We start from the raw sequence: 14,719 nt of genomic DNA, 5'->3' as shown, positions 1-14,719 counted from the left end.
AATGTAAATTTTCCTTTCGATTGCGAGTCCTTCTCCGGTTCGCGTCCCGAAACGGGACCGGGGTGACCGGAGATGTTAAGATCCCGGCGCGATTCCTGCCCTTACGCGGATTAATCTTCGCTTCCGAACATCTCGCCCTGAGAGCGCCCTCTTTCGACAGGCGGCGCGAGGCCGAGATGCGCCCAGCCGCCATCGTTGAGACAGCGCCCACGCGCCGTGCGGGCGATCAGGCCCAGCTGGATCAGATAGGGCTCGATCACCTCCTCCACCGTGTCGCGCGGCTCGCTGAGCCCTGCGGCCAGCGTTTCGACGCCCACCGGGCCACCCTTATAGGTCGTACCGATCATGGTGAGATAGCGCCGGTCCATCGCATCGAGGCCGAGCGAATCCACTTCCAGCCGGGTCAGCGCATCGTCCGCCACCTGCGCCGTGACGGTCCCCTCGCCCAGCACATGCGCGAAATCTCGCACGCGCCGCATCAATCGCCCGGCAACGCGCGGCGTCCCCCGGCTGCGCCGCGCGATCTCGCGGGCGCCGCCCTCGTCGATACCCATGCCGAGCAGGCCTGCCCCGCGCGTGACGACGCGCAGTAGCTCGTCCTCGGTATAGAAATTGAGGCGCACCGGAATGCCGAAGCGATCGCGCAGAGGCGTCGTCAGCAGCCCCTGCCGCGTGGTCGCGCCGACCAGCGTGAAAGGCGGCAGATCGATCCGCACGCTCCGCGCAGACGGCCCCTCACCGATTATCAAGTCGAGCGCGCGGTCCTCCATCGCGGGATAGAGCACTTCCTCGACCACCGGATTGAGGCGGTGGATCTCGTCGATGAAGAGGACATCGTTGGGTTCGAGATTGGTCAGCAGCGCGGCGAGGTCGCCCGACTTTGCGATCACCGGGCCGGACGTGGCGCGAAAGCCGACGCCCAGTTCCTTCGCGACGATCTGCGCCAGAGTGGTCTTGCCGAGCCCCGGAGGCCCGAAGAACAGCACATGGTCCATCGCCTCCCCCCGCGCCTTCGCCGCCTCGACGAACACGCGCAGGTTTTCGCGCGCAGCTTTCTGCCCGACGAATTCGGCGAGCGATTTCGGACGCAGGGCGGCGTCAGGGTCTTCCGGCTGGCGGGCGGGGGAATGGAGGGGGACGGGACTGGTCATGGTAGGCTGCAAAGGTCGCGTTCGTAATTCCAAGCGCCACCAGCATCAAGACAGGCATCGATCGATAGCCAGTCGTTTGCGTGCCAACCCGCGAGACATCCCAGTAGAAACACCGTAATCTTGACGACTGGTTGCCTCAAAACGGGTTCACCGTATATCCGCGCTGCTGGAGCAGGGCGTGCGCGGTCATGGCGGAGAGCGCCATCTCGACGCCGGGGATCAGGTCTCCTTGTGCGATTTCCGATCCCGTCGCGCTCTGACCGCAGACGATGAAGCGCACACCTTCTTCGAGCATTCGTTCGACCATTTCGCGCGAGGCATTGTCCTCGCTCGCCAGCAAGTCCTTCACTGCCCCGCCATAGACCACCACGGCGATGCGGATGTTGTCCGGATCGACGCCCGCCGCAGCGTGCATGTTGATGAAGCGCGCGGCACTTTCGAACCCGCGATTGCGCGTGCCATCCTCCGCCGCCCTCGCCACTTCGAAGACGACTGCGAACTCCGCATCCTGGGGCACGCGATCGATCCCTTCGACCAGGTAATGTGGGCCGAATTCTTCAAAGACCGGGCCATAGCGCACCTCTGGCACCTGCGCGGCGAGCGGCGCCGCCAGCGTCATTGCAAGACTTGCCAAAATCAAACGCATGAACCGCTTCCTCACCCCGCCGCCTTCTTCAAGGCCACTCTGATCAATTCGCCCTCGCCCGCGCCATCGCCCAGCTCCCCCTGCGCCAGAGCGACCGCGCGCGCGGCAACGGCGGGCTTGAAGCCGAGATTTTCGAGCGCGCTGACCGCATCCGCGCTGGCACCACCCCTGGGGGCTGCGACCGCGCCAGTGCCGCCGCCACCCGGCAGCGCCCCGGCCTTGTCCTTAAGCTCGTTGACGATGCGCCCGGCAAGCTTGGGCCCGACCCCGTTCGCGCGCGCCACCATCGCAGCATCGCCATTGGCGCAAGCCGCCTGCAATTCATCCGCCGACAGCGCCGAAAGGATCGCCAGCGCGACCTTGCTTCCCACGCCCTGCACCTGCGTCAACAGCCGGAACCAGTCCCGCTCCGCCCCGTCGGCGAAGCCCAGCAGGCGCATGTCGTTCTCGCTCACCTGCAGGTCGGTGAAAACCGTGCACGCCTCCCCCGCCTCGCCCAGCTGGCTGAGCGTGCGGGCCGAACAATGGACCAGATAGCCTACCCCGCCGACATCGATCACCGCCCAATCGGCGCCGGTTTCGTCGAGCAGGCCTTTCAGCTTGGCTATCATACGATTTCTACGGGCAAGCGGTTTCTCCGGGCATGGTTTGTTCTTGGCCCTCAAGAAGGAATTGGTCCAGCGCGAATGGACACAAGCCCACAATTGCAGGCAAGAAGAGAGCCATGAGCTGGAACACATTCGGGCGCGTGTTGCGCTTTACGACCTGGGGCGAGAGCCATGGCCCCGCGATCGGCGCGGTGGTGGACGGGTGCCCACCGGGTCTCGCGCTGTCGGAAGCGGACATCCAACCCTTTCTCGACGCGCGCAAGCCGGGGCAGAACAAGTATACGACGCAGCGGCAGGAAGCCGATCTCGTCCGTATCCTGTCGGGCACGTTCGAGGGCAAGACGACCGGCACGCCGATCGCGCTGATGATCGAGAACACCGATCAGCGGTCGAAGGATTATTCCGAGATCGCCAACACCTATCGCCCAGGCCACGCCGATTACGCCTATGACGCAAAATACGGGTTCCGCGACTATCGCGGCGGTGGGCGTTCCAGCGCACGCGAAACGGCGAGCCGCGTGGCGGCCGGCGCGGTGGCGCGGCTGGCGATCCCCGAAGTGACGATCACCGCCTATGTCGCCGAGATCGGCGGGGATGCCGTCGATCCGGCGAATTTCGATGCGGCGGAAATCCAGCGGAACCCCTTCTGGTGCCCCGATGCCGCAGCCGCGCAGCGCTGGCAAAGCCAAGTGGACGAGGCGCGCAAATCCGGCTCCTCGCTCGGCGCGGTGGTGGAATGCGTTGCGACGGGCGTACCCGCCGGATGGGGCGCACCGCTCTACGCCAAGCTCGATGCCGACCTCGCCTCAGGAATGATGAGCATCAACGCGGTCAAGGGCGTCGAGATCGGCGACGGGTTCGCCGCCGCGCGATTGACCGGCGAAGAAAACGCCGATCCGATGCGGCCCGCCGATGACGGCACCGAATTTCTCGCCAATCATGCCGGCGGCATCGCAGGCGGCATTTCCACCGGCCAGCCGGTCACCTGCCGCGTCGCCTTCAAGCCGACCAGTTCGATCCTGACGCCGGTCGAAAGCGTGACGCGCGACGGGCAGGCCACCCAAGTGCGCACCAAGGGCCGCCACGATCCGTGCGTCGGCATTCGCGGCACTCCCGTTGTGGAGGCGATGATGGCTCTGGTGCTCGCGGATCACAAATTGCTGCACCGCGCGCAATGCGGCTGAGGGGGAAGCGAGCATGAGCCGGGAGCGATGGCTGTTGTGGCTGGCGTTGGCCCTGCCCGCATTGTGGATCGGCTGGCAGTGGATCGCGACGCCCGAGACTTACGGGTTCGGCCATGCCGTAAAGGATAGCGGCGATTGGGCCGCCTGGTTGTTGCTGGCAACGCTCGCGGTCACGCCGCTACGGCTCGCCTTTCGCAAGAGCACCTGGACGCTATGGCTGATGAAGCGGCGGCGCGATCTCGGCGTCGCCAGCTTCGCCTATGCGGCGATCCACACCGCTATCTACCTCGTCAACAAGGCCGATCTCGGCGCGATACTGGAAGAAGCGGCGGGGTTCGATCTGCTGACCGGCTGGCTCGCGCTGATCCTGTTCCTACCGCTCGCGATCACGTCGAACGATCGGTCCGTGCGCGCGATGAAACGCGGGTGGAAGCGGCTGCACATGCTGGTGCATCCCGCCGCCGTACTGGTGTTCGTCCACTGGGCGTTGACGGCCTTCGATCCGATCACGGCCTATATCCATATCGGGATACTGGCCGCGATCGAGATCTCCCGGTTCGCGCTCAAGCGGTAGCGCAGGCGGCTGGGCCGCCCAAGCGCAAAAGGGTCAGAGCGTGACGTACTGGCGCAGGCGCGCGACTTCCGCTTCGTCGACATATTTGCCGATCTCGCGGTCGAATTCGGCCATATCTTCGTAGGGGCGGTATTCGAGGAATTCGCCCACCATCCGATCGCTCATCCCGGGGACGAGTGCGATGTCTTCCCGCGTGGCGCTGTTGAGATCGATCGGCACGAAAACGCGCTCCCGGACCTGCGCCGCTTCGTCGGCGGACAGCGACTGCATCAGCACATCGTTGAACGCGGTCGCGCTCTCGTAAGGCTGGCCGTCGACGATTGCCTGGGCGAGTTCGGGGTTCACGCCGGTCAGGGCCTGAAGCTGATCGATGGTGACGAGGCTCGCATTGAGGACGGCGGTGTCGGTCGCGGCCTGGTCCATCGCGGCGGGCTCTGCTTCCGAAGAGGCGGCGGTCGTCTCGGCGGGGGCTTCGTCCGCCGGTTCGGAACAGGCGCCGAGAGAGAGCGCGGATGCGGAAAGGGCGAGAGTGGCGAAAACTATGCGCATGGCGATTCCTTTTTTGCGAATGCCTCGCACTAGCGCCGAAAGAGCTCGAGCGAAACCGGTAAAGCCACCGATGTGAGGGGAAGTCGCGCGCTCCGGATCGCGGATCGTCGCACTTTTCGAAAGTTCCAGTCCGGTGATGGAAAATTTCGATATTCGCAATCGCACATAATCGCTTTTGTGCGCTGCAACAGCGCCTATCTCTTACCCAGCAGTTTCACCTGAACCTTTTGAAAAACAAACGGAGACCATCCCATGGGTATCATCGGAACCGAAATCAAACCGTTCACCGCCACCGCCTTCAAGGCCGGCGAAGACTTTTACGAAGTCACCGATCAGGACGTGCGCGGCAAGTGGGCCGTGTTCTTCTTCTATCCGGCGGACTTCACCTTCGTCTGCCCGACCGAGCTCGAAGATCTCGGCGAGCAGTACGGTATGCTTCAGAAGATGGATGTCGAAGTCTACGGCGTCAGCACCGATACGCATTTCAGCCACAAGGCCTGGCACGATACCAGCGAACGCATCGGCAAGCTGACCTTCCCGTTCCTCGGCGATCAGAACCACACCCTTGCGCGCAATTTCGACGTGCTGCGTGAAGGCGTCGGCCTCGCCGATCGCGCCACCTTCGTGGTCGATCCCGATGGTGTAGTCCAGATCATGGAGCAGACTTGTGAAGGTGTCGGTCGCAACGCCAACGAACTCGCCCGCAAGATCAAGGCGGCCCAATATGTCCGCGCCAATCCCGGCCAGGTCTGCCCGGCAGCCTGGGAAGAAGGCAAGGACACGCTTGCACCGTCGCTGGACCTTGTCGGCAAGATCTGAGTTCAACGCATAACCGCGCCCGCTAATTCCTCCTGCGGAGCGCGGACAGAGCCCGAGCCCCGCTCGGGTCGCTGGAAGGCCCGGGGCACCCTCCCCCCCCCCCTCGCCCCGGGCCTTTTCATCTCCCCTATTTTTAGCCTTTCGGAGTCTTCCCGTGCTCGACGCCACTATGACGCAACAGCTTTCGACCTATCTCGCCAATCTGCGCGAGCCGATCGAGCTCGTCGCTTCGCTTGGCGACGATCCGAAATCACAGCAGACGCGCGAACTGCTCGAAGAGATCGCCGCGCTCCACGATATGGTGAGCGCGCAATTCGACGGGACGGACGATCGCAAGCCCAGCTTCATCGTGCGCCGCGCCAGCGACGCGGAAAAATGGGTCCGCTTCGCCGGGCTCCCGATGGGGCACGAATTTACCTCGCTGGTGCTCGCGCTTCTCTGGGCGGGCGGCCATCCGCCCAAGGTCGATGCCGACCTGCTCGAACAGGTCCGCGGCCTCGAAGGGGATTTCCATTTCGAGATGTATTTCTCGCTGTCGTGCCACAATTGTCCGGACGTGGTGCAGGCGCTGACGCTGATGGCGCTCGAAAATTCGCGCATCACCGCGACGCTGATCGAAGGCGGCACATTCAAGGACGAAGTCGAAAGTCGCGAGATCATGGCCGTGCCCGCCACGTTCCTGAATGGTGAGCCGTTCTACAACGGCAAGATGGAGCTGGCCGAGATCCTGTCTAAGCTCGATACCGGCAGCGAAAAGAAGGCGGCTGACAAGATGTCGGCCAAGGACCCGTTCGAGGTTCTGGTGGTCGGCGGCGGGCCCGCCGGTGCCGCGACTTCCATCTACACCGCGCGCAAAGGCTTCCGTACGGGCGTCGCAGCGGAACGCTTCGGCGGCCAGCTGCACGACACGCTCGGCATCGAGAACCTGCCCGGCACGCCCTATACAGAGGGGCCGAAGCTGGCAGGCGAGCTGGAACGGCATGTCGGCGAATACGATATCGACGTGATGAACCTCGCCAAGGCGGTGAAGCTCGTTCCCGCACGCGAGGAAGGCGGCCTCCATACGGTCGAATTCGGCAATGGGGCAAAGCTCAAGACCCGCAGCCTGATCCTTTCCACCGGCGCGCGCTGGCGCAATCTGGGAGTTCCGGGCGAAGCGGAATATCGCAACAAGGGCGTGGCCTATTGCCCCCATTGCGACGGCCCGCTGTTCAAGGGCAAGCGGATCGCGGTGATCGGCGGCGGCAATTCCGGCGTCGAAGCGGCGATCGATCTCGCCAAGATCGTCGGCCACGTGACGCTGATCGAATACGATGCGAAACTGCGCGCGGACGAAGTGCTTCAGGCCAAGCTCCGCAGCCTTTCCAATGTCGAGATCGTGACGAACGGCCAGACGACCGAAATCACCGGTTCGAACGGCAAGGTCGACGGACTGGTGGTGAAGGATCGCGCCGGTGGCGAGGAACGCCGCGTGGGGCTGGAAGGCGTGTTCATCCAGATCGGCCTCGTCCCCAATACCGAATGGCTGAAGGATAGCGGCCTCGACCTCACCAAATTCGGCGAGATCGCGGTGGACGAGGAAGGCCGCACCAACCTCCCCGGCGTGTTCGCGGCGGGAGACGTCACGACCGTTCCATACAAGCAGATCGTCGTTGCGATGGGCGAAGGGTCCAAGGCCGGCTTGTCCGCCTTCGATTATCTCATCCGCACCGAACCGGCGGAAGAGATCGCGCAGGCCGCGTAAAACCTGCCAGTTGCTGATGAAATTGCGCCGTCGCCCTTCTGGGCGGCGGCGTTTTCGTGTCCGGTGAGCGCTTGAAACTGTGATCGTCTAAGGCTGTCAATTCGACGCAATTAATCGATTGGACCCATCATGGGGTCCGAGGCATTCTCTTTTTGGATGCCCGCGCGATCGTTCGCGCAGGCTGTAAATTTCGCATTCGAGAGAGGATCAAAGATCATGGACGCCAAGACCGGAGATATCAGCGGCTGCCCCTTCCACGGCGATGGAGGCTTTCGCGGCCTGCTCGGCCGGACCAACAAGGATTGGTGGCCGGACAGCCTCGACCTGCACATCCTGACCCAGGGCGGTACATCGCCCGATCCGATGGGCGAGGATTTCGATTATTGCGAAGCGTTCAACGCGGTCGATTACGCAGGCCTAAAGGCCGACATCAAGGCGCTGATGACCGACAGCCAGGATTGGTGGCCGGCCGATTACGGGCATTACGGCCCGTTCTTCATCCGCATGGCCTGGCACGCGGCGGGCACTTATCGCACCGGCGACGGGCGCGGCGGTGCCTCTTCGGGCCAGCAGCGCTTCGCTCCGCTCAACAGCTGGCCGGATAACGGCAATCTCGACAAGGCGCGCCGCCTCCTGTGGCCGATCAAGCAGAAATACGGCAAGCACATCAGCTGGGCCGACCTGTTCGTGCTGACCGGCAATGTCGCCATCGAATCGATGGGCGGCCCGGTGTTCGGCTTCGGCGGCGGTCGCAAGGACGTCTACGAGCCGGAACAGGACGTTTACTGGGGCACCGAGGAAGAGTGGGTGGATACCGGCGCGGAAACGCGCATCATCCCCGATGAAGGCAAGGCGCTCGAAAACCCGCTCGCCGCGATCCAGATGGGCCTGATCTACGTCAATCCCGAAGGTCCGGGCGGCAATCCGCACGATCCCGAAGGCATGGCACGCGACATGAAGGAAACCTTCGCGCGCATGGCCATGAACGACGAGGAAACCGTCGCGCTGACCGCTGGCGGCCACGCCTTCGGCAAGTGCCATGGCGCCAAGCCGTCCGACACGTTCGGCAAGGCGCCCGAAGCCGAAGGCATGACCGCGATGGGCTTCGGCTGGATGACCGATCCGGAAGAAATCGGTAGGGGCCACATCACCACGTCGGGCATCGAAGGCGCGTGGACTCCAAATCCGACCGAGTGGGGCAACGACTATTTCCGCCTGCTGTTCAAATACGAATACGAGCTCGTGAAGAGCCCGGCAGGTGCCTATCAGTGGACGCCGATCGACCCGGAAGAAGCCGACATGGCCCCCGATGCGCGGGACCCTTCCAAAAAGGTCCCAACCATCATGACCACCGCCGACATGGCGTTGAAGCGCGACCCGGCCTATCGCAAGATTTCCGAGCGGTTCCGCGACGATCAGGCGGCGCTGGACGATGCCTTCGCCCGCGCCTGGTTCAAGCTGACCCACCGCGATATGGGCCCCAAGATCCGCTATCTCGGCCCCGACGTGCCGAGCGAAGACCTGATTTGGCAGGATCCGATCCCTGCCGGGACCAAGCCTTCCGACAGTGCCGTTTCGGAATTCAAGCAGGCCGTTCTCGATAGCGGTCTGACGGTGGCCGAACTGGTCAAGGCGGCGTGGGCTTCGGCCAGCACCTATCGCAAGTCCGACCATCGCGGCGGCGCCAATGGCGCACATATCCGCTTCGATGCGCTGCGGAACTGGAAGGTCAACGATCCGGAAGAACTGACCAAGGTCCTCAACAAGCTCGACGAGCTGCGCGGCGGCATCTCGATGGCCGACGCCATCGTGCTCGGCGGCGCGGCGGCGATCGAGAAGGCGGCCAAGGACGGCGGCTACGACATCTCCGTCCCGGTCACCACCGGTCGCGGCGATGCGACGGAAGACCAGTTCGATGCCGAGAGCTGGGAGCCGCTGGAGCCCTTCGCCGACGGGTTCCGCAACTATCTCAAGACCAAGGCTTCGGTGAAGACCGAGGACATGCTGATCGACCGGGCGAACCTGCTCGGCCTGTCGATCCCCGAAATGACCGTGCTGGTCGGCGGGATGCGCGCTCTCGGCGCCGTTTCCACCCATACGGAGCATGGCAACAGCATCGGCGTCCTCACCGACAAGCCGGGCACGCTGTCGAACGATTTCTTCAAGAACCTGCTCGACATGGGCACGCTGTGGGAAGTGGTCGACGAGAGCGGGGACGAGGAATTCGTCGGCAAGTGCCGACGGGAAGGTCACGCCAAGTGGCACGCCACGCGCACCGATCTGGTCTTCGGCTCGAACTCGCAGCTGCGCTCGGTCGCGGAAGTCTATGCCGAGAACGGGAACGAAGAGAAGTTCGCCAAGGACTTCGTCAAGGCCTGGACCAAGGTCATGGACGCGGACCGGTTCGACCTCAGCTATCAGCAATACCACTCGTAAGGGGCAAACCCTTCGGGACGCGGGAAGCCCTCGGCGCGCAAACGCCGGGGGCTTCTTCGTTTGGGAGCGTCACCAGCCGCAGCGCAATTGCGACGAAGCGGTGGAACGCGCGCCTCTGCTTGGGCGTTCATCACCGTAACCTCCCAAAATTTCGAAAGGCGTCGCCATGGCCGACCGTACCGTTCCCCCCACCACCACCGATGCAGGCATCCCCGTCCAAAGCGACGAGCATTCGCTGACCCTCGGTCGTGACGGCCCGATCGTGCTCAACGATCACTACCTGATCGAGCAGATGGCGAACTTCAATCGCGAGCGCATTCCCGAGCGCCAGCCGCACGCCAAGGGTTCGGGCGCGTTCGGTTATTTCGAGACGACCGCCGATGTGTCCAAATACACCAAGGCCAAGGTTTTCCAGAAGGGCGTGAAGACCGACACCGCCATGCGCTTCAGCACGGTGGCGGGCGAACGCGGCAGCCCCGACACCTGGCGCGATCCGCGCGGCTTTTCGGTCAAATTCTACACCGAAGACGGCAATTTCGACATGGTCGGCAACAACACGCCGATCTTCTTCATCCGCGATCCGCTGAAATTCCAGCACTTCATCCGCAGCCAGAAGCGCCGCGCCGATAACGGCCTGCGCGATCACGACATGATGTGGGATTTCTGGACCCTTTCGCCGGAAAGTGCGCACCAGGTCACCTATCTGATGGGCGATCGCGGCGTGCCGAAGAACTGGCGCGAGATGAACGGATACGGCTCGCACACCTACATGCTCATCAACGAAGAGGGCGAGAAATTCTGGGTCAAGTTCCACTTCATGACCGATGTCGGCGAAGAAAGCGGCAACGCTCACCTGACGCAGGACGAAGCGGTCAAGAAAGCGGGCGAGGACAGCGATTATCACCGCCGCGACCTGTTCGATGCCATCCACGAGGGCAATTTCCCGAGCTGGACGCTCAAATGGCAGATCATGCCGTATGAGGATGCGAAGACCTACCGCATCAATCCGTTCGACCTCACCAAGACCTGGCCGCATTCCGATTACCCGCTGATCGAGGTCGGCAAACTGGTGCTGAACGAAAACCCGGTCGACTGGGATACGCAGATCGAACAGCTCGCCTTCGAGCCCAACAACATGGTGCCCGGCATCGGCCTCAGCCCGGACAAGATGCTGCTGGCGCGCGGCTTTTCCTATGCCGATGCGCACCGCCACCGGCTGGGCGTCAATTACAAGCAGATCCCGGTCAACGCCCCGAAAAACGCCGATCAGGTCAATTCCTATTCGCGCGCGGGCGCCATGCGGACGGTCAACGCGGTCGATCCGGTTTATGCTCCCAACAGCTATGGCGGCCCGGCGGCGCAGCCGGAGGTCGGCGGCGAGGCGACGTGGTATGCCGATGGCGACATGGTGCGCGAGGCCTATACCCTGCGCGAGGACGATGACGACTGGAGCCAGGCTCGCGCATTGATCAACGAGGTGATGGACGATGCGCAGCGCGATCGGTTCGTCTCGAACGTGTCGGGCCATCTCGCCGACGGAGTCAGCGAAAACGTGCTGGTCCGCGCGTTCGACTATTGGAAGAATGTCGACAGCGCGATCGGCAAGCGGATCGAGGACAAGGTGCGTGAGATGATCGGCGGAAAATCGGAGGCTCCCGGCCTTGCGAGCGCCAAGTCGATCTCGGGCGAAGCCGCCGACCTCCGCGAAGCGGCGGAGTAAGGCCGATCATGGCGAAATACGACAAACTCGATCGCCTTTATCTGGCGGGCGAATGGCGCGACGGCAGCGGCAAAGCGCTGACGAATGTCAGCCCCTGGGACGAAAGCGCGATCTTCGACATGAAGGGTGCGACTGCCGACGATGTCGACGAAGCCTATCGCGCCAGTGCCGAAGCGCAGAAGGAATGGGCCAAGCTGCCGCCCGCCGCTCGCTCGGCCAAGATGCACGCGATCGCCGATATTCTCGACGCGCGTAAGGACGAGATCGCGGACTGGATCGTGCGCGAGGTCGGCGGCACCAAGCTGAAGGCCGCGCTCGAACTGATGCTGGTGACGCAGGTCGCCCGGCAGGAGGCCGCCGCTCTCCCCTTCATGGTCGAAGGGGCGATCCTGCCGGAAAGTCTGCCCGGCAAGGAAAGCCGCGCCTATCGCCAGCCTGCCGGTGTGGTCGCACTGGTCTCGCCGTGGAATTTCCCACTGCAATTGACCGCCCGCACGCTTTTTCCCGCGCTCGCGCTGGGCAATGGCGTCGTCGTCAAACCGGCGAGCGATTCGATCGTCACCGGCGGAACCCTGTTTGCCGCGATCTGCGAGGAGGCGGAGCTTCCGCCCGGCCTCGTCGCGGTGCTGCCCGGTTCGGGTTCCGAGATCGGCGATGCCATGGTCCAGCATCCCATACCCTCGGTGGTGTCCTTCACCGGATCGACGCCTGTCGGGCGCGGTGTGGGCAAGGCCGCGCTCGATTCGAAGCGCCTGAAGGCGCTCGAACTGGAGCTTGGCGGAAATTCCCCGATCGTGGTGCTGGACGATGCCGATATCGACTATGCGGTCGAAGCCAGCGTCTGGGGCAAGTTCGTCCATCAGGGCCAGATCTGCATGATCGCCAATCGCCTTGTGGTCGAGGATGCGATCTACGATGAATTCGTGGAGAAATTCGTCGCCCGCACGAAGGAACTGATCGTGGGCCAGCGCGACGATCCGGCCTGCATGATCGGGCCGATCGTCAATCGCGACCAGTTCGACAAGATCAACGATATGATCGCCAAGGCCAAGGATCAGGGTGCGACCTGCGCGCTGGGCGGCGAGCCCGATGGGCTGGTCATTCCGCCGCATGTCTTCACCGATGTCGGCGAAGACAATTGCCTCGTCACCAACGAGATCTTCGGCCCCGTCGCCCCGATCCAGCGCGCGCGGGACGAAGAACACGCGCTCGAACTCGCCAATGCGACCGATCTCGGCCTGTCGAGCGCGGTGTTCAGCCGCGACGAAGGCCGCGCTCTGGCCTTCGCCAAGCGGATCGAGGCGGGGATGACGCATATCAACGACCAGACGGTCAACGACAGTCCGTTCAGCCCCTTCGGCGGTGCCAAGAATTCGGGCCTCGGGCGGTTCAACGGGCGCTGGGCGGTGGAGGCATTCACGAAGGCGCACTGGATCAGCGTCCAGCACGAAAAACGGCAATTCCCCTTCAGCGCCGACGATCTCGGCTGAGAGCGATCAGCGGGGGCGCTTCAGGACGATATAGAGCGCCCCTTCCCCGCCATGCCTGCGGTGGGCGGAGCGGACCGCTGCGATGGCGGAATGGTGGCTCGATGCCGCCAGCCAGTCCAGCACCTTGGCGCGGATCGCTCCCCGGCTCGACCCGCGATCGGCTGCGGCGACCGGGCGCGGCTTCCCCGTCACCAACAGGATCGTGCGCGCCTCCATCGCGCGCGCCTGAGCGACGCCGCTCATCAGCCGCGAATAGGCGGCGTCGAGCCCATGGCCGTGCAGGTCGAGCGTGAAATCGGGCGCGAGCGTTCCGCCCTTCAGCCGCCGTTCCCAATGCGAATCGAGACCCGCCTGGCGAGCCTGTGCCGGAGGGGGGCTCGCGGCAGAATTGGAGCGCTGCGGTGCTTTCTGCTTCGGTGCCGCAGTGGACTTGGACGGCACGGGTCTAGCTTCGGGCTGAGACGAGGCGGCGTGGAGCCTCTTTGCCGCCACCGCCTTTGGCTGGGGATCGAGCGGCTTGACCGTCGCCGCGACCTTTTCCCACGCCTCGGCTTCTTCGCTGCTGAGGCCGCGCGGCGCGCTCATTGCCCTTGGCGGCGGGCGAGCGTCCCCTTGGGCAGCAGCACCAGCGCCTGTCCGCGTCCGCTCATCCCGCCCGCGATTTCGCGCGCCTGCGGTCCATTGCCCCAGAACGTGTCGAAGCGATTGGCACCCTTGATCGCGCCGCCCGTATCCTGCGCGATCCACAAGCCGTCCGCCACGTCGCGATCGAGATCGAGCCAGACGGGCGCGCCCAGCGGCACGTAGGCCGGGTCAGCCGCAACCGACGATCCACGCCGCACCGGCACTTCCAGCGCACCCAACGGCCCATCCGTCGTCAACTCGCGGAAGAATATCCAGCTCTTGTTGAGCCGCATGAGGTCCGCGCCTGCTTCGGGGTAGTCGCGAAGATATTGGACGATGCCCTGCATCGATCCGGCATACTGGCCCGGCCCGTCACCCAGCAGGCCGCGCTCGCGCATGACCGATCCGATGCCGACATATTCGCGCCCGTTCTGCCCGGCATAGCCGATCCGCATCAACGATCCGTCGGGCAGGCGCAGCAGTCCCGAACCCTGGATCTGAAGAAAGAAGAACTCGATCGGATCGGCGGCCCAGGCGATTTCGAGATTGCGCCCGGCGAGCGCCCCCCGCTCGATCTCGGCGCGCTCGTAATAGGGGACGTGGTTGCCGCTCGCATCCTTGCGGCCCAGCGGCGCGCGCCCGGTCCGCTCGCTCATCGCCATGTCGGCGGGCCAGTCGCGCACGAGATCGGGCGGTAGGCGATAGACGGGGACCTCATAGCCGGGGCGGCGCGTGCGGCTGCCCAGGATTTCGGGCTCGAAATAGCCCGTGGCGAAGGCTTTGCCGTCACCGATCCGGGCGCTTTCGAAATAGGTGGTGAAGAACCGCAGCGCATCGCTGGCGGGCCAGGTCCGCGCCGCATCGCAAGCCGGGCGCCAATCCTCGCGATTGGTCAGCCCGCTCTGATCGTGGCGCGCGACGAGCTTGGGGCAGGACTCCAGAAAGCTGGCAAGCGCGGTGCCCGCATCGCCCGACTGGATGCCGAGCGAGCCGATATTCGGCCCTGCGGACAGGCCGGAAAAGGCCGCACTTTCGACTTTCGGGACGATCGGCGGCAACGGCGTGGCGGTGCGCGGCGGTTCGGCCTTCGGGACGGCCTGGCACCCGGCAAGCGCAAGCCCCGCGCTCAGGATAAGACCGCGCAGGGCCCTTGTCGCAACTTGCATTATCCCTC

13 protein-coding genes are annotated in these 14,719 nt (G+C 64.3%); 7 read left to right on the top strand and 6 right to left on the bottom strand.

What is annotated here, in order from left to right; genetic code table 11:
- Positions 1–110: 110 nt before the first annotated feature.
- The 3 genes from ruvB to ruvA form a co-directional block, all read right to left on the bottom strand.
- Positions 111–1,151 (bottom strand): Holliday junction branch migration DNA helicase RuvB, encoded by a 1,041-nt coding sequence (gene ruvB / locus J7347_RS12425; RefSeq protein ID WP_209162373.1) that lies wholly within the window; start codon positions 1,149–1,151, stop codon positions 111–113.
- Positions 1,152–1,287: 136 nt separating this feature from the next.
- A complete protein-coding gene (locus J7347_RS12420; RefSeq protein WP_209162372.1) occupies positions 1,288–1,797 on the bottom strand; it encodes a DsrE family protein in 510 nt (169 codons plus the stop codon).
- 11 nt (positions 1,798–1,808) lie between these two features.
- Positions 1,809–2,408, bottom strand: coding sequence for a Holliday junction branch migration protein RuvA (ruvA, locus tag J7347_RS12415; RefSeq protein WP_209162371.1), 600 nt, complete (start codon positions 2,406–2,408; stop codon positions 1,809–1,811).
- Positions 2,409–2,521: 113 nt separating this feature from the next.
- On the opposite strand from ruvA, the gene aroC reads away from it, so the two are divergent.
- Both aroC and J7347_RS12405 read left to right on the top strand, forming a co-directional pair.
- A complete protein-coding gene (gene aroC / locus J7347_RS12410; protein ID WP_209162370.1) occupies positions 2,522–3,589 on the top strand; it encodes a chorismate synthase in 1,068 nt (355 codons plus the stop codon).
- Between the two features lie 13 nt (positions 3,590–3,602).
- Positions 3,603–4,163, top strand: coding sequence for a ferric reductase-like transmembrane domain-containing protein (locus J7347_RS12405; RefSeq protein WP_209162369.1), 561 nt, complete (start codon positions 3,603–3,605; stop codon positions 4,161–4,163).
- Between the two features lie 33 nt (positions 4,164–4,196).
- Here the strand turns inward: J7347_RS12405 and J7347_RS12400 are convergent, their stop codons facing one another.
- Positions 4,197–4,712, bottom strand: coding sequence for a hypothetical protein (locus J7347_RS12400; RefSeq protein ID WP_209162368.1), 516 nt, complete (start codon positions 4,710–4,712; stop codon positions 4,197–4,199).
- Positions 4,713–4,964: 252 nt separating this feature from the next.
- On the opposite strand from J7347_RS12400, the gene ahpC reads away from it, so the two are divergent.
- The 5 genes from ahpC (at position 4,965) to J7347_RS12375 (ending at position 12,921) form a co-directional block, all read left to right on the top strand.
- Positions 4,965–5,531 carry an alkyl hydroperoxide reductase subunit C gene (ahpC, locus tag J7347_RS12395; protein ID WP_209162367.1) on the top strand — a complete coding sequence of 189 codons (567 nt, stop codon included), beginning with the start codon at positions 4,965–4,967 and terminating at the stop codon, positions 5,529–5,531.
- A 154-nt stretch (positions 5,532–5,685) separates the two neighbouring features.
- Entirely contained in the window at positions 5,686–7,275 is a 1,590-nt protein-coding gene (gene ahpF, locus J7347_RS12390; protein ID WP_209162366.1) for an alkyl hydroperoxide reductase subunit F, read from the top strand.
- A gap of 216 nt (positions 7,276–7,491) precedes the next feature.
- Positions 7,492–9,711 carry a catalase/peroxidase HPI gene (gene katG / locus J7347_RS12385; RefSeq protein ID WP_209162365.1) on the top strand — a complete coding sequence of 740 codons (2,220 nt, stop codon included), beginning with the start codon at positions 7,492–7,494 and terminating at the stop codon, positions 9,709–9,711.
- A gap of 166 nt (positions 9,712–9,877) precedes the next feature.
- On the top strand, positions 9,878–11,431 hold the full coding sequence (locus J7347_RS12380) for a catalase (protein WP_209162364.1): 1,554 nt from the start codon (positions 9,878–9,880) through the stop codon (positions 11,429–11,431).
- A gap of 8 nt (positions 11,432–11,439) precedes the next feature.
- Entirely contained in the window at positions 11,440–12,921 is a 1,482-nt protein-coding gene (locus J7347_RS12375; RefSeq protein ID WP_245174062.1) for an aldehyde dehydrogenase family protein, read from the top strand.
- Positions 12,922–12,927: 6 nt separating this feature from the next.
- On the opposite strand, the gene J7347_RS12370 is transcribed toward J7347_RS12375, so the two are convergent.
- Entirely contained in the window at positions 12,928–13,506 is a 579-nt protein-coding gene (locus tag J7347_RS12370; RefSeq protein ID WP_209162363.1) for a Smr/MutS family protein, read from the bottom strand.
- Positions 13,503–14,711: a murein transglycosylase A gene (locus J7347_RS12365; protein ID WP_209162362.1), complete on the bottom strand. Its 1,209-nt coding sequence runs from the start codon at positions 14,709–14,711 to the stop codon at positions 13,503–13,505. The genes J7347_RS12370 and J7347_RS12365 overlap by 4 nt, the downstream gene beginning before the upstream one ends.
- Between the last annotated feature and the right edge of the window lie 8 nt (positions 14,712–14,719).

It is taken from the genome of Erythrobacter sp. A6_0 (genome assembly GCF_017744235.1).
In the GTDB taxonomy this organism is placed as follows: Bacteria; Pseudomonadota; Alphaproteobacteria; order Sphingomonadales; family Sphingomonadaceae; genus Qipengyuania.
Note: the sequence above shows the minus strand (reverse complement) of the source record. Positions and strands in the feature narration are given on the sequence as shown.